This window comes from Sporosarcina sp. SG10008 (genome assembly GCF_044569405.1).
Taxonomy (GTDB): Bacteria; Bacillota; Bacilli; order Bacillales_A; family Planococcaceae; genus Sporosarcina; species Sporosarcina psychrophila.
Window position 1 is genome coordinate 1,704,167 of record NZ_CP172607.1, and the last position, 25,360, is coordinate 1,729,526.

27 protein-coding genes are annotated in these 25,360 nt (G+C 39.5%); 13 read left to right on the forward strand and 14 right to left on the reverse strand.

The genetic code is table 11. The features are described from left to right. Positions 1-6: 6 nt before the first annotated feature. Together ACGLYD_RS08170 and ACGLYD_RS08175 are read right to left on the reverse strand one after the other, a co-directional pair. Positions 7-261, reverse strand: coding sequence for a GlsB/YeaQ/YmgE family stress response membrane protein (locus tag ACGLYD_RS08170; RefSeq protein ID WP_067209287.1), 255 nt, complete (start codon positions 259-261; stop codon positions 7-9). 112 nt (positions 262-373) lie between these two features. Beyond that, positions 374-919: a cysteine hydrolase family protein gene (locus ACGLYD_RS08175; RefSeq protein WP_187044835.1), complete on the reverse strand. Its 546-nt coding sequence runs from the start codon at positions 917-919 to the stop codon at positions 374-376. Positions 920-1,120: 201 nt separating this feature from the next. On the opposite strand from ACGLYD_RS08175, the gene ACGLYD_RS08180 reads away from it, so the two are divergent. The 4 genes from ACGLYD_RS08180 to ACGLYD_RS08195 all read left to right on the forward strand — a co-directional run bounded on the left by ACGLYD_RS08180 (position 1,121) and on the right by ACGLYD_RS08195 (position 5,169). Then, positions 1,121-1,264, forward strand: coding sequence for a D-arabinono-1,4-lactone oxidase (locus tag ACGLYD_RS08180; RefSeq protein ID WP_082786570.1), 144 nt, complete (start codon positions 1,121-1,123; stop codon positions 1,262-1,264). Between the two features lie 354 nt (positions 1,265-1,618). Beyond that, positions 1,619-4,333 (forward strand): aconitate hydratase AcnA, encoded by a 2,715-nt coding sequence (acnA, locus tag ACGLYD_RS08185; RefSeq protein ID WP_067209291.1) that lies wholly within the window; start codon positions 1,619-1,621, stop codon positions 4,331-4,333. A gap of 108 nt (positions 4,334-4,441) precedes the next feature. Next, on the forward strand, positions 4,442-4,867 hold the full coding sequence (locus tag ACGLYD_RS08190; protein WP_067209295.1) for a thioesterase family protein: 426 nt from the start codon (positions 4,442-4,444) through the stop codon (positions 4,865-4,867). Beyond that, positions 4,867-5,169 (forward strand): hypothetical protein, encoded by a 303-nt coding sequence (locus ACGLYD_RS08195; protein WP_187044836.1) that lies wholly within the window; start codon positions 4,867-4,869, stop codon positions 5,167-5,169. The genes ACGLYD_RS08190 and ACGLYD_RS08195 overlap by 1 nt, the downstream gene beginning before the upstream one ends. A 110-nt stretch (positions 5,170-5,279) precedes the next feature. On the opposite strand, the gene ACGLYD_RS08200 is transcribed toward ACGLYD_RS08195, so the two are convergent. Both ACGLYD_RS08200 and plsY read right to left on the reverse strand, forming a co-directional pair. Continuing rightward, the gene (locus tag ACGLYD_RS08200) at positions 5,280-5,573 is read right to left on the reverse strand and encodes a HesB/YadR/YfhF family protein (RefSeq protein WP_067213944.1); all 294 of its coding nucleotides are present in this window, start codon (positions 5,571-5,573) and stop codon (positions 5,280-5,282) included. Between the two features lie 37 nt (positions 5,574-5,610). Continuing rightward, a complete protein-coding gene (gene plsY / locus ACGLYD_RS08205; RefSeq protein ID WP_067209301.1) occupies positions 5,611-6,213 on the reverse strand; it encodes a glycerol-3-phosphate 1-O-acyltransferase PlsY in 603 nt (200 codons plus the stop codon). Positions 6,214-6,513: 300 nt separating this feature from the next. Between plsY and parE the strand changes: the two genes are divergently transcribed. The 3 genes from parE (at position 6,514) to ACGLYD_RS08220 (ending at position 12,413) form a co-directional block, all read left to right on the forward strand. Beyond that, positions 6,514-8,490, forward strand: a complete 1,977-nt coding sequence (gene parE / locus ACGLYD_RS08210; protein ID WP_067209303.1) for a DNA topoisomerase IV subunit B — start codon at positions 6,514-6,516, stop codon at positions 8,488-8,490. Continuing rightward, positions 8,487-10,916 (forward strand): DNA topoisomerase IV subunit A, encoded by a 2,430-nt coding sequence (gene parC, locus ACGLYD_RS08215; protein WP_340742124.1) that lies wholly within the window; start codon positions 8,487-8,489, stop codon positions 10,914-10,916. Before parE ends, parC begins: the two co-directional genes overlap by 4 nt. Before the next feature lie 276 nt (positions 10,917-11,192). Next, on the forward strand, positions 11,193-12,413 hold the full coding sequence (locus ACGLYD_RS08220) for an MFS transporter (protein WP_187044838.1): 1,221 nt from the start codon (positions 11,193-11,195) through the stop codon (positions 12,411-12,413). 66 nt (positions 12,414-12,479) lie between these two features. Here ACGLYD_RS08220 and ACGLYD_RS08225 read toward each other — a convergent pair whose 3' ends face one another. Together ACGLYD_RS08225 and ACGLYD_RS08230 are read right to left on the reverse strand one after the other, a co-directional pair. Beyond that, entirely contained in the window at positions 12,480-13,058 is a 579-nt protein-coding gene (locus tag ACGLYD_RS08225) for a Fic/DOC family protein (protein WP_399632325.1), read from the reverse strand. After that, positions 13,042-13,218: a Zn-dependent hydrolase gene (locus ACGLYD_RS08230; RefSeq protein ID WP_149579513.1), complete on the reverse strand. Its 177-nt coding sequence runs from the start codon at positions 13,216-13,218 to the stop codon at positions 13,042-13,044. Before ACGLYD_RS08230 ends, ACGLYD_RS08225 begins: the two co-directional genes overlap by 17 nt. Before the next feature lie 191 nt (positions 13,219-13,409). On the opposite strand from ACGLYD_RS08230, the gene ACGLYD_RS08235 reads away from it, so the two are divergent. From ACGLYD_RS08235 to ACGLYD_RS08260, 6 genes are all read left to right on the forward strand, one after another. Continuing rightward, positions 13,410-14,618, forward strand: coding sequence for an MFS transporter (locus ACGLYD_RS08235; protein WP_399632328.1), 1,209 nt, complete (start codon positions 13,410-13,412; stop codon positions 14,616-14,618). A gap of 103 nt (positions 14,619-14,721) precedes the next feature. Continuing rightward, on the forward strand, positions 14,722-14,865 hold the full coding sequence (locus tag ACGLYD_RS08240; RefSeq protein WP_156476020.1) for a hypothetical protein: 144 nt from the start codon (positions 14,722-14,724) through the stop codon (positions 14,863-14,865). Positions 14,866-15,237: 372 nt separating this feature from the next. Continuing rightward, positions 15,238-15,813 carry a LysE family translocator gene (locus ACGLYD_RS08245; protein WP_067209315.1) on the forward strand — a complete coding sequence of 192 codons (576 nt, stop codon included), beginning with the start codon at positions 15,238-15,240 and terminating at the stop codon, positions 15,811-15,813. A gap of 25 nt (positions 15,814-15,838) precedes the next feature. Further along, complete coding sequence (locus ACGLYD_RS08250; protein WP_399632331.1) at positions 15,839-16,600, forward strand: AraC family transcriptional regulator; 762 nt, start codon at positions 15,839-15,841, stop codon at positions 16,598-16,600. A gap of 49 nt (positions 16,601-16,649) precedes the next feature. Continuing rightward, positions 16,650-17,714 carry an MBL fold metallo-hydrolase gene (locus ACGLYD_RS08255; RefSeq protein WP_399632334.1) on the forward strand — a complete coding sequence of 355 codons (1,065 nt, stop codon included), beginning with the start codon at positions 16,650-16,652 and terminating at the stop codon, positions 17,712-17,714. 112 nt (positions 17,715-17,826) lie between these two features. Continuing rightward, a complete protein-coding gene (locus ACGLYD_RS08260) occupies positions 17,827-18,210 on the forward strand; it encodes a MaoC family dehydratase N-terminal domain-containing protein (protein WP_187044846.1) in 384 nt (127 codons plus the stop codon). Between the two features lie 390 nt (positions 18,211-18,600). On the opposite strand, the gene ACGLYD_RS08265 is transcribed toward ACGLYD_RS08260, so the two are convergent. From ACGLYD_RS08265 to ACGLYD_RS08300, 8 genes are all read right to left on the reverse strand, one after another. Next, positions 18,601-18,975, reverse strand: a complete 375-nt coding sequence (locus tag ACGLYD_RS08265) for an rRNA methyltransferase (RefSeq protein ID WP_067209323.1) — start codon at positions 18,973-18,975, stop codon at positions 18,601-18,603. Between the two features lie 52 nt (positions 18,976-19,027). Further along, on the reverse strand, positions 19,028-19,813 hold the full coding sequence (locus ACGLYD_RS08270; protein ID WP_187044848.1) for an LAGLIDADG family homing endonuclease: 786 nt from the start codon (positions 19,811-19,813) through the stop codon (positions 19,028-19,030). Between the two features lie 1,123 nt (positions 19,814-20,936). Continuing rightward, positions 20,937-21,113: a hypothetical protein gene (locus ACGLYD_RS08275; RefSeq protein ID WP_156476021.1), complete on the reverse strand. Its 177-nt coding sequence runs from the start codon at positions 21,111-21,113 to the stop codon at positions 20,937-20,939. A 16-nt stretch (positions 21,114-21,129) separates the two neighbouring features. Next, positions 21,130-21,696: a GNAT family N-acetyltransferase gene (locus tag ACGLYD_RS08280; RefSeq protein WP_067209327.1), complete on the reverse strand. Its 567-nt coding sequence runs from the start codon at positions 21,694-21,696 to the stop codon at positions 21,130-21,132. A gap of 114 nt (positions 21,697-21,810) precedes the next feature. Beyond that, complete coding sequence (locus ACGLYD_RS08285) at positions 21,811-22,587, reverse strand: hypothetical protein (protein ID WP_338656686.1); 777 nt, start codon at positions 22,585-22,587, stop codon at positions 21,811-21,813. A 417-nt stretch (positions 22,588-23,004) separates the two neighbouring features. Next, complete coding sequence (locus ACGLYD_RS08290; protein WP_399632339.1) at positions 23,005-23,286, reverse strand: hypothetical protein; 282 nt, start codon at positions 23,284-23,286, stop codon at positions 23,005-23,007. A gap of 129 nt (positions 23,287-23,415) precedes the next feature. Beyond that, a complete protein-coding gene (fni, locus tag ACGLYD_RS08295) occupies positions 23,416-24,456 on the reverse strand; it encodes a type 2 isopentenyl-diphosphate Delta-isomerase (protein WP_187044850.1) in 1,041 nt (346 codons plus the stop codon). Positions 24,457-24,511: 55 nt separating this feature from the next. Beyond that, complete coding sequence (locus tag ACGLYD_RS08300; protein WP_399632342.1) at positions 24,512-25,336, reverse strand: plasmid pRiA4b ORF-3 family protein; 825 nt, start codon at positions 25,334-25,336, stop codon at positions 24,512-24,514. Between the last annotated feature and the right edge of the window lie 24 nt (positions 25,337-25,360).

Here is a 25,360-nt window from a genome sequence, read left to right on the forward strand (position 1 = left end):
TTGGAATTATGAAGCTTTACGCATTGATTTCATAATAAAGCTCACAATGAACACGAGGATAATCGCTCCAATGAAAGCAGGGAAAATATAGAAGTCAGAAATTTTCGGACCCCATTGCCCAAGTAGCATTCCACCAATCCATGCACCAATAATACCAGCGATAATGTTACCAATAATTCCACCTGGGATATCTCTTCCCAAAATCATTCCTGCAAGCCAACCGATAATCCCGCCAATAATCAAAAACCAAATGAAACTCATACTGTCCATCTCCTTTTTAGTAATTTAAAATTTCCTCTATAGTCTTTGCAATAACCTTTATTACATGCCTTTAAACATCTTGAAGGAAAAAATTACCGAAACTTCAAGAGTGTTAGCGGACAACAGTAACACCTAGCGTATTTTCAAAATGACGAAGTGCCCATGCATGACCTGCAGGATCGAAGCTCGCAACACCTTTTTCGTGGACGACAATATCAAATCCGCGGTTGTATGCATCGACAGCTGTATGAAGGATGCAAATATCCGTACAGACACCAACCAGATGCAATTCGGTAATTCTGCGTGCTCGAAGAAGCAACTCCAAATCTGTGCCCGCAAATGCACTGAAACGTGTTTTGTCCATCCAATGGATTTCTTCTTTGCGCTCATCATACAATTGTTGAAGGGAACCATACAGATTCCTGCCGGTAGTCCCACGTATATTATGTGGAGGAAATTGTTTTGTTTCAGGATGGTACAAATCGTCTAAATCATGCACATCAACTGGCATCACAACGAAATGATTGTCGTCTAAAAATTTCCCCGTTAACTCGGTGATATATTTTTCCAAGTGAATTCCTGGTTCTCCGCATGTAAGTGCACCATCTTCAGCCACGAAATCCATTGTATAATCAATAACTAACAACGCTTTCTTCACTTTATAACACCCCTTTTCATTCCATCATGCCATAATTTAGTGACTACTTCATTAATTTCTGCTAAAAGTGTTCCAAACGCTCCAAAAAGGGGTATGTATTATTAAGTGCTCCCTTCACCGCAGCTCGTCAAATTCACAGAGACGAAATATGCGATTCCCTAGCGTACTTTTGAAGCTTGCATCGAAGAAATTCATGACTTCATGCATGCACATCCATTTTGCGTTCATCCCCCAATTGAATGCATAGTCGCTACTGATGATGATGTTCTTCTCAGTCCCACGCAAGAAGAGGAAACGGAGTTCATCGCGTTTCTTATGTACAAAGAATTGGACGCTTGCCTCTAAATTTAATGGGTATACATGCTAATCGAGATATACAACGGGCGGCCACATTTCGAAAAAGTGAACGATTTGAAGAATGAACAAATGCGGAAACTGTCACCAAATCTCAAATGGTTCATGAACATATCCGACAGCAATATGATCCTTGTCGCGTTTTTATGACAAATTACTTGCAAACTATCTTACGTATTATGAAGAGTTCTTAAGAGGGAGGGGAGTCATAACATTAACTTATGATAGACTATAAAGTTAATGTATTTTACTTATGTGGGTTGATATTATATGATGAAGTAGAGAAAAGACGCTTATTTATAGCCTTTTCAGTAGTTTTCAGCAGATAGAAGGAGGAATTCAATAATGGCAAAAAGCAATTTGCACAACAGCCGTACGTCATTCGATCTGAACGGTAAGACATATAACTATTATCGTCTTGCCGCACTCGAAGAAGCCGGTATCGCTAAAGTTTCCAATCTACCTTACTCGATTAAAGTGCTACTTGAATCCGTCCTACGTCAACACGACGGCTATGTCATCAAAGACAATCATGTCGAAAACTTGGCGAAATGGGGGAAAGATGCGGACGCGGATGCAGAAGTACCATTCAAACCGTCACGCGTTATCCTTCAAGACTTCACGGGTGTACCTGTTGTTGTTGACCTTGCATCACTTCGTTCAGCAATGGCAGCAATGGGCGGCGACCCTAATAAAATCAATCCTGAAATTCCAGTTGATCTTGTTATTGACCACTCTGTACAAGTTGACCGTTATGGTTCGGCAGAAGCGCTTAACCTGAACATGGAACTTGAGTTCGAGCGTAACGCAGAACGTTACCAATTCCTAAGCTGGGCACAAAAAGCTTATGACAACTACCGTGCAGTACCACCTGCAACAGGAATCGTTCACCAAGTTAACCTTGAGTACTTGGCAAATGTTGTCCATGCAGTTGAAAACGAAGATGGCACATTCGAAACATACCCGGATACACTTGTAGGAACTGACTCCCACACGACGATGATCAACGGTATCGGTGTTCTTGGATGGGGTGTTGGTGGTATTGAAGCTGAAGCGGGCATGCTCGGACAACCTTCATACTTCCCGATTCCAGAAGTTATCGGTGTAAAACTTGTTGGTCAGCTTCCAAACGGAACGACAGCAACTGACCTAGCGCTGAAAGTGACACAAACACTTCGTGCACATGGCGTTGTTGGTAAATTCGTTGAGTTCTTCGGACCAGGTGTTGCACACTTACCACTTGCAGACCGTGCAACAATTGCGAACATGGCGCCTGAATACGGTGCAACATGCGGATTCTTCCCAGTAGATGAAGAAGCACTTGATTACATGCGTTTAACTGGCCGTGAAGATAGCGATATTGCAGTAGTTAAACAATACCTAGTTGAGAACGATATGTTCTTCACTGTAGAAAACGAAGAACCAACATACACTGATGTTGTCGAAATCGACCTTACTGGTATTGTAGCGAACCTTGCTGGACCGAAACGTCCACAAGATTTGATTCCTCTTACAGAAATGCAAAGCTCATTCAACGAAGCAGTTGTTGCACCTGAAGGGAACCAAGGTTTCGGATTCTCTCCTAAAGAGCTAACGAAAAAAGCTACAATCGAATTCGAAGACGGACGTTCTGTCGAAATTAAAACAGGTGACCTTGCAATCGCTGCAATCACTTCATGTACAAACACATCTAACCCATATGTTATGTTGGGTGCTGGACTTGTTGCGAAAAAAGCGGTTGAAAAAGGACTTACACCACCAGCTTACGTGAAAACATCACTTGCACCAGGTTCAAAAGTCGTTACAGGGTACCTGGAAGATTCAGGACTTAATGTGTTCTTGGATCAAATCGGATTCAACACAGTTGGATACGGCTGTACTACATGTATCGGTAACTCTGGACCGCTACTTCCTGAAATTGAAAAAGCAATCATGGGCAACGATATGCTAATGTCTTCAGTTCTTTCTGGTAACCGTAACTTTGAAGGACGTATTCACCCACTTGTGAAAGCAAACTACTTGGCTTCACCGCCACTTGTTGTTGCTTATGCACTTGCTGGAACAGTCGATATCGACTTCGAAAAAGATCCAATTGGTAAAGACAAAGAAGGCTTTGATGTCTTCTTCAAAGATATTTGGCCTACTACGGAAGAAATTCAAGCAGTTGTTAAATCAACAGTTACTCCTGAGTTATTCCGTAAAGAATATGCACGGGTATTCACTGAGAACGAAGCATGGAATGCAATTGAAACTACAGACGATTCATTGTATGATTTCGATGAAAACTCAACGTATATTCAAAACCCACCATTCTTCGAAGGACTTGCAAAAGAACCGGCTGACATTCAAGCACTTTCAGGGCTTCGTGTCATTGGTAAATTTGGCGATTCAATCACAACGGACCATATTTCACCTGCAGGCGCAATCGGTAAAGATACACCGGCTGGTAAATACTTGATCGACAATGGCGTAAGCCCTCGTTTCTTCAACTCGTACGGTTCACGCCGTGGTAACCATGAAGTAATGATGCGCGGTACATTCGCTAATATCCGTATTCGTAACCAAATTGCGAAAGGCACAGAAGGCGGATTCACGACTTACTGGCCAACAAAAGAGATTATGCCAATTTATGATGCTGCTATGAAGTATCAAGAAGAAGGCACGGGTCTTGCAATCATCACTGGTAAAGACTACGGAATGGGTTCTTCACGTGACTGGGCTGCGAAAGGTACATCACTTCTCGGTATCAGAACAGTTATCGCTGAAAGCTACGAGCGTATTCACCGTTCAAACCTTGTTATGATGGGCGTACTTCCACTTCAATTCATGAAAGGCGATAGTGCTGAAACACTTGGCCTTACTGGTGAAGAAGAAATCAACGTTAATATCGCAGAAGGCGTTAAACCACGCGACATTCTGAAAGTAACAGCAACTGCGAAAAACGGTTCTGTCAAAGAATTCGACGTACTAGCACGCTTTGACTCAGAAGTTGAAGTTGACTACTACCGTCACGGCGGAATCCTGCAAATGGTTCTTCGTGATAAAATGAAAACGAACTAATTTTAATAGGTAGAGGTGTCCGATTTAATCGGGCACCTTTTTTCTGCTTAGACTTCAGTTCAGCTTTTTCAGCATGGCTTTTGTATAATGGGTAGTGAGGTGATGGTAGTGTTTATCAGTGAAAAAGAAATTGAAATCAGATATGCAGAGACAGATCAGATGGGAATCGTCTATCACGCGAATTATTTAGTATGGATGGAGATCGGACGTACGAAGTTGATTGAGGACTTAGGCTATACATACGCGCAACTGGAGGCAGATGGCTTCTTGTCGCCGGTGACGGACTTATCTATTCAATATAAGGCAGCGATGAAATACGGACAGAAAGCGACTGTACGGACGTGGGTAGAGTCACACGGAAGGCTACGTACAACTTATGGCTATGAAATCCTCCATGAGGACGGCACAATTTCAGCAACAGCAAAATCGGAACATGTCGTCGTGAGAAAAGGCTCATTTCGTCCCGTTTCCCTAAAGAAAATCGCGCCAGATTGGGATGCTAAATATACAGAAGTGAAGCGATGTAAAGACTAATGGCATTTGGGATACAGCGTGTAGAACTGCGAGCTTGGAAAAAAGCAGTTAGTGAAGGGGAAATGGCATTTTTAACTCATTACTGGCTTGATGAACGCTTTCCAGGATACAATACAGTAACCAAAGCAGGTTGCGCAGATATCAGCAAACTTGTCGAATGGGGCAAGCAATATGGATTGAAGCGGGAGTGGATCGATATGAGGGAAGATTATCCTCATTTTGATTTGTTTGGTAAACACGAACGAGACATTTTACTTAAAGAAGGACTCCATAATCAATTAAAACGGTTCAATCTACTTTAATGAGTGTGTAGTATAACAGTTTCAAGTTTTTTGGAGTTAATAATTGTCTATTGTCAGCAAAGCCTTACCTACTCATAAATAAATGAAGAAAAGCGTGAGGCATATGGCCATCACGCTTTTTCGTATGAATAAATAAGTTCATGCAGTTTAGGATCCACATTGACATGTAGGTCATGACCAAGGAAATACCATTTGTCTCGGCTTTCGATATAATAACGAACACTATTATGCTCTGTTTCAATGGCTACTTCATCCGGTTGCTCTTTCGTTACACCAAGTGAAAAGCCTGCCTGAATCGAACTGGATCCACCGTATCTTGCAAAAAAGCGGATAGCATCACCAGGTTCAGCTTCCATCTCCTCTTTAAACCACAAAAGCGCTTCTTTCGACAAAATAATCTTCATTGGAAACACCAGCCTTTCCGTTGCTACATCCATTGTATTATAACCACTTCACTTTTGGCTCGGTTCCTGCTTTGATCCGACCGATATTCTCCCGGTGACGATAGAAGATAAAGGCACCGAAAAGACCAATCATCACCATCAAATAAATATCGCCTGTTCGGAGGTAAAAATAGATACTGTATACAAATCCAACGACAGATACGATCATTGATGATAAGCTCACCATTTTCGTTACTTTTAAAGCGATGAAAAATGTTGCGAGCACAATGATGAAAACAGGCCATTCATAGGCAAGCAACACACCGCCGGATGTCGCTACAGCTTTGCCACCTTTGAAATGGGCGAAGACGGGATACATATGTCCGACGACTGCAAGAAGTCCTGGAATAAGAGGGTGGACGCTAACACTGTCGAAAATAGGCAAGAGCGGCAATAATGCAGCTGCAGTACCTTTTAAAATATCCAGAATAGTTACGGTAAGTCCCGCTGTTTTGCCGAGTACACGGAAGGTATTCGTACCACCTAGGTTGCCGCTACCATGTTGTCGGATGTCGGTCTTGTAAAAAAGTTTCCCAACCCAGAGTGCAGAAGGAATTGAGCCAATTAAATAAGCAAGTAGTAAAAGTATGATAAGTTCCATTGACGTACTCCTTTTTTAGTTTGTCTATGTATAGACCTAGTTTAGCAGAACCGTGAAGTTGCGACAATGGGCTTCATGTGAAGAATGAGCGAACCAAGTTAAGCAGTTATAGCCTGATTTCTGATTTTTGTACCCCTAACAGCTGATTTGAGAGACGAACAATTTCCTGTCTTCGTTGCAATAAAAGTCTATCTTCTATACAATTAATTGAGCAAGCTTCCGAAAACGTTGATTTGACAAGCTTTAAAGGAAGCAGTACGATTATATAATAGAGAACATTTGTTTGATGGAGGTTGCACTTTGACGAAAAACGTAGATAATTATACGTATGATGATGATTCGATACAAATACTTGAAGGCCTCGATGCAGTACGAAAAAGACCAGGTATGTACATTGGGTCAACTGATTCCCGTGGACTTCACCACCTTGTCTATGAGATTGTAGATAATGCGGTAGATGAGGCGCTAGCGGGATTTGGTAATGAGGTAGACGTTACACTTCATAAAGACGGAAGCGTCAGTGTGCGGGACTACGGGCGGGGGATGCCAACAGGAATTCACCAGTCGGGTAAACCAACGACAGAGGTAATCCTGACCGTTCTCCACGCAGGCGGCAAGTTCGGACAAGGCGGATACAAAACAAGCGGTGGACTTCATGGCGTTGGCGCATCAGTCGTAAACGCATTGTCAGAAAAACTCGAAGTCACGATTTTTCGTGACGGCAAAAAGTTCTGTCAACGCTTCGAAAAAGGTGGTAAGCCAGCCACTACACTTGAACAAATTGGAACAACACGTGAAAAAGGGACGCTCATTCATTTCAAACCGGATGCGACGATCTTCTCTACGTTAAAATATCATTATGAAACGATTAGTGAACGCTTACGGGAGTCTGCATTCCTGTTAAAAGGCTTGAAAATCGAGCTAAAAGAAGAAGGAACGGACAAGCATGAAATCTTTCAATACGAAACTGGCATTGAAGCTTTCATCTCTTATCTGAATGAAGAGAAGGACGTTTTGCATGAGGTAGCTTACTTGGAAGGCGAATCAGAAGGCATAGAGGTCGAATTTGCGTTCCAATTTAGTGATGGTTACTCAGAAACGATTTTATCATTTGTGAATAACGTTCGAACAAAAGACGGTGGAACACATGAAACCGGTGCCAAAACCGGTATGACACGTGTATTTAATGAATATGCAAGAAAAGCGGGTTTATTAAAAGAAAAAGACAAAAACCTTGAAGGTGCGGATATCCGTGAAGGTATTGCGGCAATCGTATCAGTCCGTATACCGGAAGAAATTTTGCAGTTTGAGGGACAGACGAAAGGCAAACTCGGGACAAGTGAAGCAAGAGGCGTAACCGATTCAATCGTTTCGCAAAAACTTCTGTATTTCCTTGAAGAGAATGCAGATTTAAGTGCGTCCCTCGTACGTAAAGCAATTCGGGCGCATCAAGCACGTGAGGCGGCGCGAAAAGCGCGCGAAGATGCGCGTTCAGGTAAAAAGAGAAAAAGATCAGATACACTACTATCGGGTAAATTAACACCTGCGCAATCCAGGAATGCTGCGAAAAACGAACTCTACCTGGTCGAAGGTGACTCTGCCGGCGGCTCTGCAAAACAAGGACGGGACCGTGTATTCCAGGCAATCCTTCCATTACGAGGGAAAGTACTTAATACTGAAAAAGCAAAACTCGAGGATATCATGAAAAACGAAGAAATCAATATGATTATCCATGCAATCGGGGGCGGCGTAGGATCAGACTTCCAAGTCGCAGACATCGCTTATGATAAAGTAATCATAATGACGGATGCGGATACGGACGGTGCACATATTCAAGTGCTGTTGTTGACGTTCTTCTACCGTTACATGAAACCGCTAATTGAAGCAGGAAAAGTATATATTGCATTGCCTCCTCTTTACAAAGTTTTCAAAGGGACAGGGAAGAGCGAAAAATTTGCATATGCATGGACTGAAGGCACAGAACTTAATAAAGCGATAGAGAAAGTCGGCAAAGGATATATGCTCCAACGCTACAAAGGTCTTGGGGAAATGAATGCCGATCAGTTATGGGAAACGACTATGGATCCTGAAACACGTACATTGATCCGTGTAACGATTGAAGACAGCGCTACAGTTGAACGTCGAGTAACGACACTAATGGGCGATAAAGTAGAGCCAAGACGACGCTGGATTGAAGAGAACGTCGATTTCGGTACACAGGAAGAGCACAATATTTTAGACAACGAATTTTTGCACGTTGAGGGGGATTTTGAATGACACCATCAGAAAGCTACCAAGACCTTCCCCTGGAAGAAGTGATCGGTGACCGGTTTGGACGATATAGTAAGTACATCATCCAGGACCGGGCATTGCCTGACGCACGCGATGGCTTAAAACCCGTTCAGCGGCGTATTTTGTATGCGATGTTCCACGAAGGTAATACACATGAGAAAGCATTCCGGAAATCCGCAAAAACAGTCGGGAATGTCATCGGGAACTATCATCCACACGGTGACACATCCGTCTACGAAGCAATGGTACGGATGAGCCAAGATTGGAAACTGCGTCATATGTTAGTGGAAATGCAAGGAAATAACGGTTCAGTCGATGGAGATTCGGCTGCTGCAATGCGGTATACAGAAGCACGCCTTTCCACAATAGCAGGGCAAATGCTACGTGACCTGGGTAAAAATACTGTCGATTTCATACCAAACTTCGATGATACTGAACCTGAACCAACTGTTTTACCCGCAAGATATCCAAACTTGCTCGTCAACGGTTCAACAGGTATTTCTGCAGGATATGCGACGGATATCCCGCCACATGCGCTTCATGAAGTACTTGATGCGGTCCTTATGCGGATGGACAAACCGGATGTTACGGTCGATGAATTGATGACAGTTATCAAAGGACCTGATTTTCCAACTGGCGGTACTATCCAAGGAACAAACGGTATTAAAACAGCCTACGAGACCGGAAAAGGACGCTTTATCATCAGATCGAAGTCGTTCATCGAACCCTTAAAAGGCGGTAAATCGCAAATCGTTGTGACGGAAATCCCATATGACGTTAACAAGGCAAATATGGTGAGGAAGATGGATGAGCTTCGTCATGATCGAAAACTAGATGGTATCGCAGATGTCAGGGACGAATCGGACCGGACTGGCCTCCGTGTTGTCATAGAGCTAAAAAAAGACGTCGACGGTAATGCGATCTTGCAATATCTTCTTAAAAATACAGACCTGCAAGTGACGTATAACTTCAACATGATTGCCATCTCTGGGCGCAGACCGACATTAATGTCACTGCCGATGTTGCTTGATGCCTATATTGGCCATCAAAAAGAAGTTGTCACACGTAGATCCCAATATGATATCCAAAAAGCGCAAGACCGACTCCATATCGTCGAAGGGCTTATGAAAGCTTTATCGATTTTGGATGAAGTAATCAAAGCGATTCGCGCATCAAAAGACAAACGTGATGCTAAAAATAATATCATCTCGAAATTCGAATTCTCTGAAATACAAGCTGAAGCAATCGTTTCGCTACAGCTTTATAGACTGACGAACACGGATATTACTGAACTTCAGCAGGAAGATGCTGAACTCCGAAAACTGATTGAACAGCTTGATGCAATTTTGAAAAGTGATAAAAAACTTTCTGCAGTCATCAAAAAAGAGCTCCTTGACATCCGTAAACAATTTGCAGAACCAAGACGCTCTGTTATCGAGGAAAAAATCGAAGAAATTAAAGTCGATCTTGATATCCTTGTTCCAAGTGAAGAAGTTATTGTATCCGTCACAAAAGACGGCTATGTGAAACGCACTAGCGTCCGCTCTTACAGCGCTTCAAACGGCACGGGACAGGAAATGAAGGAATCCGATTATACGCTATTAGAAGCGCCAATGAACACGCAGCATCATCTCTTGCTGTTCACTTCTGCAGGGAACTATCTCTATCAGCCTATTCATGAGTTGCCAGATATTAGATGGAAAGATCTTGGGCAACATATCTCAAGTATCATCCCACTCGGGCAAAATGAAACGATTGTTGCAGCGATTGGCCTTGAAAACTTCGATGAAGAAGCGTTAATCGTCACAGCATCGCAAAATGGGCTAATCAAACAATCAAAACTTGCCGATTTTAAAGTCCAGCGCTATTCAAGGTTGTTTAAAGCGATGGGCGTGAAAAAGGATGATGTAATGATTGACGCAAGGCTCGTTAGGGGGGACGAAGATGTTATCCTCTTCACACAGCAAGCCTATGCGCTACGCTTCGCGCTTACTGAGTTATCAGTAACAGGTATTAGGACTGCCGGTGTACGCGGCATTAACCTTAAGGATGATGACCTGCTTGTTGCTATGGAGATTAATTCAGATGACGGGGCTTCCGTCTTAATCGCGACACAGCGAGGCAGCGTGAAAAGAATGGGCTTAAAAGAGCTCGAAAGTGCTTCCAGAGCGCAAAGAGGTAATGTTGTTCTGAAGGAACTGAAGTCAAATCCGTATCGTGTTAGCGGGGCGTTAATGGTGAAAAATGATGAAATTATTGTTTTAGCGACGGAAAAGGGAAGTAAAATCCCTATCTTAGCAGGATCATTGCGACCAGTTGACCGCTATTCAAACGGTAGTAGTTTAGTCGATGAGAAAAAAGATGGCAGCATAACACATATCTACAAGGATCCAAAAGCTGAAATTGAATAAATAACTTTAAAAGTCATGGGAGTATCTTCCCATGACTTTTAATTTTTTCTAACGTATAATAGTTCGATAAGCGAAACAAATTGCACGTTCAAAAAGAGAACTTGTACTAGATAGGTTGAATGATTGATTTCATTGAATTACGCTTCGGCTACCACTGTCAGGCGCCTACGCTAGTTTATATACCGCATTCAATTCTTCAACCTATATAGAATATGGCACACCCTATAAAAGTGTGAACTTTTTGAGTAATTATTAATAATAGAACGGGGATAGGGTATGTGGAAAAATAGAAACATTTGGATAATATTAACGGGGGAAATGATTGCAGGCTTAGGATTATGGACGGGAATAATCGGAAATCTCGAGTTTATGCAAGAAAAAATCCCTTCCGATTTCGTTAAAGCACTAATAATGTCAGCAGGACTTCTTGCGGGAATTATTGCGGGACCGCTAGCAGGGAAAATCATAGACCAATCAAAGAAAAAAACCGTACTTCTTATATCAGGCGCAGGGCGTATGCTCAGTGTTATCTTTATGCTGATTGCTATATCAACCGGATCTGTTTGGTGGATGGTTGCATTCATGGTTAGCATTCAACTATCTGCTACCTTTTACTTCCCTGCACTGCAGGCAACCATTCCGCTTGTCGTCAAAGATGATGATTTGCTGACGATGAATGGGTGGCATATGAACGTTGCTACGATCTCACGTGTGCTTGGCACGGCCTTAGCGGGCATTATGCTCGTCTACTGGTCGCTTATGTCGCTCTACTGGATATCTATGATTGCTTACGGGGCCCTACTACTATTTACAATGATGTTGCGCATCGATGAGGGAGAGGGAAGAGAGGCCAAAGTGAAATCGGTGGGTAACAAGGGTGGATTCATGGAAGTTTTTCCTGTGTTGAAAGCATATCCTGCTGTCGGCATGACACTCATTATGACGCTTATTCCATTGCTTTTCATCGGATCATTCAATCTAATTGTCATTAATATTAGTGAAATCCAGGATTCTGCATCGATTAAAGGACTTATTTATACATTTGAAGGGGTAGCATTCATGGTCGGAACATTTGCCGTGAAGTATATTTCTAAAAAATGGCGCACGACGACAATCTTATTTTCCTTTGCAACGATGGTAGCAGTAGCAGAATTCATGCTCTTTTTTGCAGACAGTATAGTAATTACGTTAAGTGCTTTTGCCGTACTTGGATTTGCCTTAGGTTGTTTTTTCCCAACAGCAATGGTTATATTTCAGAAACAGATGCCAAAAGAGTACCATGGCCGATTCTTCTCGTTCCGCAATATGTTAGAACGGGTTATGTTCCAGGTCGTTTTACTAACAGCAGGTGCATTTCTCGATATTATCGGATTGCAATCAATGGTTATCATTTTCGGATTAATCAGTTTAAGCATGACAGCAATTTTCTTTGTTCAGATGAAAAAAAGAAATATCATATTAGAACAACCCAAACAAATCGCCGCAAAAAGTATTTAACTTTTTGCGGTTTTTTCTATACATAATGTAAAAAACGAACTTTCCATTTTGGAAGTTCGTCGGCATTTAATCTATGGGTTTTAATGTATCTAGCAATAACTTTTCAAGGAAATCTTCACTTGTTACTGCACGTATCATAGCTCGCATGTATTCGTCACGATCGATTTTGTCATATGTCCATAGAAATCTTTTGGACTTCGCAAAGGCTTCTAGGAAAATACGAATTGTTCGACCATTGCCTTCACGAAATGGATGTAGCATATTCAGCTCTGATTTGAAATAAGCCAACCTTTTAACTGCATACTCTAGAGTATCCCAGTCAGGTTCATTGTCTAATTGAGTGAATAAACTAGACGCGTATGCCTCCATATATTGTACTTGGCAAAAACGCGTATTACCTTTCATCAATTGCACATCTCGGAATTGTCCTGCAAACGAGTAAATGTCTTGGAATAGATGGCGGTGAAGTCCGACAAAATTGGTGAATGAAAAAGCCATGATGTTGTATGCACCTTGTTCAATTTGAGTTGCACGAATCGAGAAAGTAAACGCCTCAGCCTGCTCAAGCTCAGCAAAATTTGTCATACCTAACAAATTTGTCGTTAAAAGATAATCATCATTTTCAAATTCATTGTATTTCGCCATTTGCCAAAGCTTCCTTAATCAAAGCAGGCGTTACTGGAATACCCGAATTGACAATTTCAAGAGCTTTTTGTTGCAGCGAATGACTTAAATGTAAGTTTTCAAGCTGCATATTTTTCAATACGCGGTTAAACTCAGGAGAATTTAATTGAATTTCCTTCACACTAAACGACTCCTTTCTATACTCTTTAATTATAAGCTTTTTAGCAGAATTTATCCACTTAATCAAGTGGGGTTCAACTTTTCACCCCATAATATCCACATTATTGCCCCAAAACTAACTATTTCTAACCACCCAAATTTGGTAAGCTTAAATTAGAAGTTTAGGGCATCGAAGAATACAGGGAGATTTCAATGAAAATTTGGAAGAAGTACTCACTTCTGTTAAGTGGTATAGGCGTTTCATTTTTTGGAAACTGGGTTTATTTAATTGCGTTAAATATTTTAGTACTTGATATGACTGGTTCAGCGGCTGCGGTCGCAGGGATTTACATTGTCGGACCAATTGCACGAATGCTGACAAATTTCTGGGCAGGTTCCATCATCGATCGTGTTAATAAACGAAAATTGATGGTCTTAGCAGATGTCCTAAGGGGTTCGCTTATTTTACTTGTTCCATTTCTTGATTCGCTGTGGATTGTCTACTCCATTCTATTTGCGACAAATATCGCTGGAGCATTTTTTGGTCCAAGTTCGACCTTTTATATCACAAAATTCGTGGTTGAAACCGATCGAAGAAGTTTTAACTCGATCATGAGTATGATGAATTCAGGTTCATTTTTAATCGGACCAGCACTAGCCGGTGTACTCATCGCCTTATTTGGTACAACTTGGTGTGTGATTTTAAACGCGGTTACGTTCTTTTTCTGTGCATTTTGTATTGCAAGGTTGCCTGACGTAGAAAATGAAAACTTAAATCAACGAGAGCCAATTACTTTGAAGATACTGATTTCTGATTGGCAAGTTGTAAAAGGGTTCATTAAGCAGGATCCTTATTTTATGAAGGTTTATTTGCTGTTCCAGACCTCGCTTATGATTGCTTTTGCATTAGATTCCCAAGAGGTCACATTTATCAAGCAGGATCTAGCACAGTCTGACCAATTATATGGCCTCATCGTCAGTATTGCAGGTGTAGGTGCATTAATAGGCGCAGCGGCTTCAGCCGCCTTTGCAAAGCGCTTCTCATTGCAATTGTATTTAGGTATTGGAATGGTCTTAACAGCAGTTGGCTATTTGTTGTTCTACAGTACAGTTGATTTTTTGACGGCAACAGTGGCCTTTATCTTTTTAGGATTCTTTATGGCATTTTGCAATGCAGGCTATGATACTTTTTACCAGAAAAACGTACCAACAGCGATCATGGGACGTTTTGGTAGTTTGGCGTCGATGCTCCAAAGCTTTATGCAAATTGTATTTACCTTTACCCTAGGACTGATGTCTGAGTGGTTCTCACTACAAACGGCAGCTATTGGATTCGCTAGTATCGCAGTAGTCATGACGCTGTTGCTTTGTATTCAAGTCTTTAGTCAGCGGCATAAACATTATTATGAAGAAGCAGATTGAGGGAACTAAGTAATGTAACTTAATCAATAGGGAAGAAGAGATTTATGTTGGTATTTATCGATGTAATAGGTGCAGGTTACTTTACTTTGAAAGGGGTGATTACATGGTATTAATACGATATGCACATGGAACAGATTTAGCTGATATAATTTCTCTTATGTCTGAATTAGGGTATGAAACAACCGAAAGGGAAGTAACTAAAAGATTATCGAAGTTAAATAGCAATCTGCTCACTCATTTTATTTGAATAATGGTTTTACTGCTAAAAGTACAGGATTTGTAATGAAGTTCAGCTGATTTACTTTTTTAAATCAGCATAGAGTGACTTAAAAAACGTTCATCAAGCATCGGTAAATGCTTGATGAACGTTTTTTAAGTTTTTTATACAAGGACAGGAACCTCTAAACACTTGGACACGAGGTCCGAGTTCACCACATATATTCCCCAATGACTAGTAAAACCCGTCTTTTAATCTGTGCTACAGAATGAAATACAACATATAGGCAACCTGAATTTGTAGAGTTAACATTACAGAAGCTTTAATCCTGCAATAACATACTATAGCCACTAAATATAAAGATGTATAGTTACATGAGAAAACGTGAAAAGGAGTTTACTCATGAATATTACATCTTTTTTAATATACTGTTTTATTATTACTTTCACACCAGGACCGACTAATATCGACATACTATCCACAGTGAATAAGCATGGGACAAAAAGGGCAATGCAGTATACATATGGAGCAACGATTGCTTTTGGTTTATTGCTTGCCCTATCTGCTATGTTGAATACAATGCTTATAACGGTAATTCCAAAAATTTTGATTGTTATGCAGATAATCGGAAGCATTTATATGCTCTTTCTTGCTTATCAAATCTGTAAAACGGATAAATCAAAACAAACCGTAAACCAGACTGGGACCTTTATGTCAGGATTTCTCATGCAGTTTTTAAATCCAAAAGTAGTAACATTTACAATGACTGTATTTCCTAGCTTTATTTTGCCCTATTATACCGCAATTCCTGCGGTAACAATAAGTGTTATAGTTATAACAGTTATTGGGTTTTTAGCATTTATGACATGGGTTCTTTTCGGTACAATCTTCAAGAAATTTTTACAGAAGCATGAAAAAGTTGTTAATATAATTATGGCATTATTTTTAGTTTATGCTGCAATCATGATATGGCTGTAGGAATGCTAATGTTGAGGTGAATTAAATGGACAAATTTGTCTATAAAAAATCGGCGGGTATTACTGCGTTGGCTGCAAGTATCACTGACTTTACATATAAAAAGCACTCTCACCAGGAGTATGCAATAGGGGTAACATTGCGTGGTATTCAAGAGTACAATTTAGATGGCAGTTTACAATTATCCTATCAAAATGGTGTGATGCTTTTTAATCCAGAACAGGCACATGATGAGACAGGCCTTGATTATGTCATGCTCTATATTGATCAACAACTGCTGTTGGAGGTCATTAAGAAAAAGGATTTGGTGTGTTTTTCAACCCCCATTGTGTATGATCATGGACTTGAACAAAGAGTATTACGTCTATCCCATGCGATATTAAATGAAAAAGACGAGACTTTGTGCAGTGAATTACTCATATCCCTCACAGATAGCCTAATTCAAACTAATCTTTCTACGGACACTAAAAAAGACGACTCTCTAATTAGAATAGCAAAAGATATGCTGCATACCAACTTGGAAACTGTCATTAAACTTGACGAGATATGTGCAGAGCTTAATATATCGAAGTTCCAGTTTATCAGGTTATTCAAGGCTCATACTGGTATCACACCATACCAATACTTTCTTAACTGCAAGATAGAACATGCAAAGCAGTTATTGGGTAAAAATGGAGATATTTATTCAGCAGTAGCTGAATGTGGTTTTGTTGATTTAACCCATTTTAATAGACACTTTAAAAGCGTCTATGGAATAACGGCATTTGAATATATGTCTCATTTAAATTAAAGAAAAGATTTTCGCATTAATTATTATTGCATCACCAACACCAACGTTAATGGAAGGGCATGCTGAAATACTACTAGACAGATATGGCAGAAAGAATTGTTTAGTCATTGAATTTAAGGAGGAATGGCTTCTGAAAAAATCCAATATTATTTTCTTTGAAAGAAAATTTCCAAGTGCAAATATGATTCTTATTAAGGATCAGCTCCCGATTCTTATTGATACTGGTTTTGGAAGTGATGTGAAAGATACTGAGCTATTAATTAAAGAAGAAGGTGTTTCACCAGAAGAATTACATCTCATCGTTAACACGCACTATCATAGTGACCATGTAGGCGGCAATTATCAACTTCAAAAAAATTATGGCGTTAAGATTGCTGCTCATAAATGGGAAGCCGATTTAATTAATTCTTGTGATACTGAAGCATGCGGTTCAGAATGGTTAGATCAGCCTGTGGAACCTTATCGGGTCGATCTAAGGCTCTTGGATAACGATGAGATTAATACGGGAAGGAGAACCTTCAATGTCCTGCATACACCTGGACATACGTTAGGGCATATTTCTTTATATGAACCTGAAGAAGAGATATTAATTTGCGGGGATCTCTTTCACAAAAATGATATCGGATGGTTGAATATCTTTCGCGAAGGTGTTTCATCTATCCAACGATCACTAGAAAGTTTGGATCGGTTGTCTATGCTCCGGATTCAGCAGGCATATTCAGGGCATGGACCTCAAATGGAGAATCCCCTGGCCGCCATTGATGCAGCGAGGAAACGGTTTGAAAAGTGGCTTAGTATGCCAGACAAAGTTTCATGGCATGCCTGCAAGAGGATTTTTTCATTCACACTAATCATTAAAAACGGATTGGCAAAAGAAGATATCGGTAACTATCTACTAAAATGTGGCTGGTTCCAAGATTTTGCACGCTACTCTTTCCAGGTTCAGCCAGAAGAATTTATTCAAATCCTGCTCGATGAAATGATTCGTTCCGGTGCAGCTAGCTGGCACAACAATTATTTAATCGCTACCGCGCCATACCAAGCACCACAAGAGAAATGGATGAATAAGAACATAAAACCTAAAGATTGGGAACCCCATTACTTTCTCACATAAATAAAATAGGTGGGAAGTGGATGGAAAACTGTTGAATCTTACCTGATAGTAATAGTCTCTTTTTATAACGAAGAAGGATAGTTGAATACCGCTCTCAAGGGGGGAAATTTATATGCCATTAAAAGTAGGAGATATAATTACGTTTGAACGGTCATTTACAGTAAGGGATGTTGAATTATTTATAGAGATTTCAGGTGATGAAGGGATTCATCACTTGACCCCAGATGAACAAGGAAGACTTGTAGTTCAAGGGTTACTAACGGCAACTTTGCCAACAAAAGTAGGTGGAGACAATAATGTGCTAGCTCGTACGATGAATTTTGAGTTTTTAAGGCCTGTTTTTACTGGTGATACAATAATTTGTGAAGTTAAAATCGAAAAATACGAAAGGCAAGAAAATAAAAACAATAGAACAGCTATTACTGCATCTTTTGTATGTGAAAATCAGGATGAAAAAGAAGTATTAAAAGGGGACTTTTCAGGCGTAATACTTTAACATTTTCAACTTTCATGAAAACTCTCGTAACAGTCTGTGGTACAGTGTTTTTGCTGTATGGATGACAAATGGGTAGCGTTAGTAATTATCAGGGTCTTGTAATTAAGATGACGAAAGACGATTGAAAATTAAATGGATTAGCTAATATTTATTAGATGCCTGAATAAATAAGTGTTAACCAATGAATCCATAGGGTTTTGTACAAATAAACTAAACAAGAAAGTCTAATTAGTATAGGTTTTCTTGTTTAGTTAGTTTAAACATTTAGTTTAAACATTCTTGTCATTGTACAATTTCCGTTTTATCTCACTGTTTCAAGTATACTTATCGAATGAAACGCAACTACCGATAATATATATTATGACCATGTAGTTCTATGAACTCGTAAATTCATAGCTCTATCCTGTATCTATGACTAGATTTCTTTGCATCTTCAACATCTATGAACTGAACGCTATATTCTATCACATCATTTAGGAATAACTTATGCGCTTTGGCAAACTGCTTAACCTCATTAAGCAATTCTTTATCACAGCTGTTATTGAATGCTATTCGATCTTTTGGCCGAGTATCTTTATTATATGAGATTTGATTTTCAGACAATAATGACTGTAATCCACTTTCAATTAAATAGTTAACATGCGTGTTATTTTCTTTTGCAACGGATCTAAGATCTTCCAATATTGACTGACTAATATTAGTGACAAAATTGGTCCTTGCTGTATCCGTCGTTTGAATCAATCTGCCATCTACAAGCTTCCACATAATTAATTCACTCCTTATCAAATTTCAAATTTAATTCTGGACTCTTTACTTACTATATGAAATAACGTTGTGACATTCGCTGTCTTTTGTGTAAGATAAAATTATCAGATGCTGCATTATTATATATAATTTCCGCAAGTTTTGGAAGCTCGTATTTGCCTTTTACCCAAATACGATAAATATAATTTCCAGCCGGACTTACTGTTATCGTAATTTCTGAACGTAATTGCCATGATTGAAATACGAACAAGAGCCTAGCTGCAAAATCCTGACTGCCTGACGTAACATTCATAACGTAACCTGATTTTTGTACCCAGCCATCCCCATCAATAACGCCTCTTACAAACGACGCTAAATATTCTTCTGGCACATTGGGAAATGGAACTGATAATGATTTATTAGAAATTATCCCCAACATTTTAAGATCCTTTTTAATCTCTTTAGAATTAATGATTAAAGTTGGTGTAGTTTTTGTTGGCCCTGTAGCTGCAAGCACATAGTCTGCCTCCATGTACTTGGCAATCAATTGAAGAATACGTTCATCTTTTTGAGAAAAGTATATGCTATGGAGTTGTTTATTCACATGCCCATCTGTCACGAATAAACCTAACACCCAAGCCATTTCGTGTGTCCATACTTTAAAATAGTCTTCATTCACTTTATGCTTTCTAGGTTGGCCAGAGTATTGTTCTCGATTCATTGAAATCCCATGCTTATACATCACATTCCGAATTGCCCGATCGGACAGGCCGACGATTGGACCCATTTCTTTAAACGACATGCCACTTTTATACATTTTAATAATGGCTTCGTCTGTCATACCTGGATTTCTCGACACAGCCTTCACTTCCCTCCTATTAGCTTGATAGATGAGCCATTTCTTAATAAATGAACGATTTTTCGTTGATTACATTCAATACCCTCAACAAAATATGCTCATTTGCAGGGTATAGAACTAATGTTCTATTCGGGCTATATATACCCAAATTACGAGTTTTTAAACAAAAGAATCTAAAATAACTTTTCTACTTGGATAATATAGACTGGTTTTGTTTAAAATATCGTTTTGTTTCCACAATAGATTTCGAACATGGTTTCTTACCTCTCAATTATGTTCCTACCGATAGGAACATACGTTCAACCCTCGTGATTTCGGCACTTAAATTAGAATAATCCAATTTACCCCAAAACCAAAACCACGTGTGCTCTTGGTTTTTCCACAATGAATAGCCGTATAGACCAATGTTTTCGCCTGCAGTAGGATTGCTAAAAAAAATAGCATTCCCTTATTTAACAATTCTGCTTCGTTATTACGGAAGACTTTCGCTTCCGCCGCCTTCTCATTAATTTGTACTCCTACGAGCTGTAGAGCATCTGATTCTTCGTAATAGGCTACTTATATCCTTTTTTGAGATTGCCTGCTTATACGAGCTTGTACGCTGGTCTGCGATGAAGATTTAACATCGTTTGAACACATTGTTAGTTAAAACCTTCAAAACTTAAATTTCCTCAACAGTTAACTTACTTTCAACCTCATTAAACAATAGTTGTTTTTCTTCTGCCGTTCAGTCACTTTGTGTTTTTAATTAGTGTTCTTTTAATTCGCTAATATAACAAACGTTTACTGTATTGGAAATGTTACATGATTGATGTTAGTTGGATAAACGCTGTATGCTCCCCTATTTTCATTTCCGCCCCCACTATATCGTGGTTCACAATATCAATACGCATTTTGAGTTGACCGAACTTAGCGCCTTATTTTTTTGATGATGTTAATAGAGTTAAGGTGCACTTAATTGATCGACTTCGAGACTTCATAAAGAGTCTGTTAGGCCGCCTTATCAAAATTCATTTTAATTGCCCAAAAGCGTCTTCTCGATTGTCTTACGTGCCATTACCAATTAAGGCGTTGGATTGTATGAACTATTATCGACTTACTTAAACTCACAATAGCTCATTGATCAATATTTTATATATGGGGTTTCCAATTTATTGAGTACATTTCCCATGAAAAGAAGGTCCATTGCTATTTTATTAGCAATGGACCTTCTTTCTTTTATAATGCTTTTACCGATTTGACCTAAGTAATTGACAATAAAGCGGAATTCCTTAATAAGCGCATTCTCTTCCGCCGCCATTTGTATTTCCTCACTATTACTTAGTATCTATGTAGTCAATATTGAGATCTGCTTTTATGATTGAGTACATATATAAATCATCGAATTTACCACAAGTAAATTCATAATGTCTCAGTAATCCCTCTCTTCTAAATCCTTGCTTTTCTACTAGCTTTTGTGACGGGAGATTCGTCGGTTCAATCAAAGCCTCAATTCTTTCTAACTGATAGTGTTGATAGCCATACTTAACAACGGCTTCCAATGCTTCACTAGCAATCCCTGTACCCCAGTGATCTTTGCTTAATTCATATCCGACTTCAGCTCGATGATGTTTGGTAAGCATATTAAGAAAGCCACAACTTCCTATAACCTCACCAGAGTCTTTTAGCGTAATCCCCCATCTAATTCCTGTACCATCTTCGTATATCGATTTATACCACCTTATTTCATTCTGAGCATCTTCTACTGTTTGGCAAGGTGCTAACCCCATAGGTGTCACAACCTCTTTATCCGATAGATATTTAAACACATCATTAGCATCCTCTGCTGTTACTTCTCTTAAGATTAATCTTCTAGTTCCAATTATCGGAAATTCTTTTCCCATCAAATTTACCTCTTCTCCATAAAGTCTAATAGTTAATGCAAAATTTAATCCCATTCTGATAGATACGATAGATGGTCCAAGTATATCTAATGGGCTTAGGCAGTCTAAACGATTTTAACTTTCACCCCAAAAATAATATTCATATTTAGTGAAATCCATCTTATGTTTCAATGATCTTTGAAAGAAATCCTTTCGTTCTATTGTTATATCGAATCGACCAATCACCGGATGCTCTTCTGACAAATTAAAAATCCTACGATATTCATCCAAAGGCACCGCATTAAGCTCTTCCCCACCTACAATCAATTTACTATCAGCTGCAATTTCATTCCATTCAACCGACCTTATAGTATCTTCCTCGGATAAATTATAGGGTGAAGTAAATGGCTCAACAAATAAACCACTTCTTTTAGCAAAATCAATTGCAGACAACGAATTTTCGCTGGTCCCAATATACATATAATAATCCCAACCAAAATGAACAAAAAAGTTATCTTTAGAATAGAACTCGCAAGATGAAAAATTCCGTAAAATCATCTTACAAATAGTCCGAATTTCTTTTATGGTTACAACCGCATCTTCTTCTAATTTTACATCTTCGAATCCTAGCTCATACAGGTCAGAACATTTATCTCCCTGTGATATATCGACTTTATTTAACCGTAGAATTCTCAATGTGTTACGTTTACTATCGATTAAAAATCGTATAACCGTGTCCACATATGCAGCTTCGACCCGAAGATACTCCTCTAAAGTAAATTCATTCCCATTAATCGTCTTTCCTATTTCAGAAGGACAAGTCCACTCCTCTACTAATGTATAATAGCCATCCTTATCTCTAAAGTCAGGATTATACTTTGTAATGCGCCATTGGTGATTGATTTTAGTCATCAAATTTACTCCTCCTATTGTAGATTAACCCGATTAATTAGAGTATCTACTGTTAGACCATTCTGTGACTACTTCATATATAACGGCCACTCGTTGTTTGAACTGTAATTTCACTACCCACTAAAATTGCATATGATGTCTGCATAATATTGGATCATTTTAACGTATTGCCTTTTAAATAATTTTGCATTAATTCGTTCGGAATCTTCAAAGCTTCGCTCCTATTAACAGCAGGTGCGGTTAACATTTGACCATTTTCAGATGACCAACCACGATTAGATAGAACCGTCTCATTCTTTTGAAATGTGGCAACGGTAACTTCACTAAAGTTACTATTCGTATAAAGTACCCCATAACCATATGTGCCTGGACGTCCATTTTCGATATAACCATATACGATGTGTCCTCCACCGTTATCTAGAAACTTATTTCTAACCCCCTTTGATCTTCCGGTACTGGTATCTTCTCGTCATCTATATCAATGGTTCCTTTGAAGGTTTTGGATCCTGTGATACTCTGATATAGTTTCCCGTCAATATGTATAGTTATAGGCTTCGTGAAGTAATTATTTTCCGCCCCCAACTGATATTTTACTCCTACTAAATTAACCGTATATTGTTTTGGGAAAGCTTTCAAACTAAGGATTACACCGAACGTAACTGCAATTAGCAATGGAATCACGAAAAATTTATTCTTCAACAAATAGCCCCTTTCCTTTGTTATTATAATTAAATAGTTCGCTAACTAAAAATGAAAAAAGTCGCCTTTACATCATGTAAAGACAACTCTAATTCATTATTTGAATTGCGTTAAGGACATATAAAGGCTTTAACGTACGTGATTCTGGTAACTAACCCTATCCGTCTCTTTCAACTCAGCCAGCGAAGCCGACCCTATACCGAACATTGCCATCCGTAGTTCCAATTCCCTCGTTTCCATCACTTCCAAGACATCCTCCATAGACTGCGTGGCTTCCTTCAGAATCGATCTGCCGAATCCGACCATGTCTGCACCAAGTGCAATGGCTTTGGCTCCATCTAGGCCAGTATGCATTCCACCGCTTGCGATTATTGGTTGCTCCACAATTTTACCCCTTACCGAAGTAATGCATTCGACTGTTGGGATGCCCCAATCACTGAACGCTTCAGCTGCTTTTCTCTTTACTGTAGATGTTGAACGAAACTTTTCGACCTGACTCCATGATGTGCCGCCTGCCCCCGCTACGTCGATAAAGGAAATGCCTGCATCGCATAAACGTTTAGCTGTGGCCCCGTCAATTCCCCACCCAACTTCCTTCACACCAACTGGCACTCCCAACTCACTGCAAAGTCGTTCAATTTTCTCCAATAAATCTTTGAAATCCGTATTTCCTTCTGGTTGAATCACTTCCTGAATACTGTTCAAATGGAGGACAAGTGCATTCGCCTCTGTTATGTCAATGATTCGGCGACATTCATCTACGCCAAAGCCATAGTTAAGCTGAACCGCGCCTAAATTAGCGATTATCGGGATGCTCGGTGCATATTTCCTTACTTGAAAAGAAGCTCGATGTTCCGCACTTTCTATCAGCGCTCGTGTCGAACCCAAAGCTAATCCCCAGCCTCTTTGTTCTGCAGCTTCGGCAAGATTCCGATTAATTGTTTCTGCAAAGGCAGCCCCGCCCGTCATCGAACTGATAATAAATGGTGTTTTGCAATCATGACCTAAAAATGTCGTATCGATTGCGATATCATTGAAATTGATTTCAGGCAACGCATTATGGATAAATTTAACCTTCTCGAAGCCGGTTGTGATAGTGTCACCCGTTACGTGCTCATTCAACGTGATTTGAATATGCTCTGATTTTCTTTGGTTAATTGGTATAGTCATTTGAAAACACTCGCCTTTCTCCATGGTGTTAGTGATTACTCATTAATTACTTTAATTAGTAGAAGTCACTGTATTGCTCTGGTGCCTCTCCCCTTGTCTCTTGCACATAAGGATTAAGTATTTGTTCAGCATTCTCGTTTATGTCATCTACTTCTATTAAAAATGTCCATTCGTCACCATAATCGTAAATATACAGAAACTTTTGCCTCGTGATAAAACCAACAGCACAAATTTGTATTTTAGAAGCATCCGCATGACCAAAGTCATCATTAGGAGATGCGATACAATCAAGTGACCATTTTTCACCATCCATGAAAAAAGAATACAGATGATCATCGTCAAATTCAAATGCTTTGATAATGATTTGATGGAAATCGTCCATTGTATGCTTAGCTGAAAAAGTTAGTTTTCTCCATATTTTATTTGTTAGTGAAACCTTAAACGTGTAACGACCATCAATGAATTGCTTTCGGTTTCTAGGCAAGGTATGCATCAATTCATCTTTTGAAAATAAATTTATAAAAGGTTGAAAAAATGGCTGGGCGCTTTGGTCTTCATCGGATAAATACGCACCGAATCTCCCATCTAATATTGAACCTGGTATAACATTGAACTCTCCATCTTCCCGACGCAACGCGATATTCCATGCACATACGTTTCGCGAAATAAGTAAAATAGGCATCATTTGAGTACCGAACTGCGTAACCTCAATCTTTTTGGCGTAATATACACTTTTGCTATCACGTTGTTCTTTACGTTCTACATCCTCTTCGCAAATCCATAAACCCAACCACTCAAAATAGAGATTGAAGTAATACCAATCATATGTACAACTTGCTAGTATCCGCCCGACATCGGTTTTGGGTTCTTCACTACCCAAGTTCGTCCTGGCTCATCCCGACTT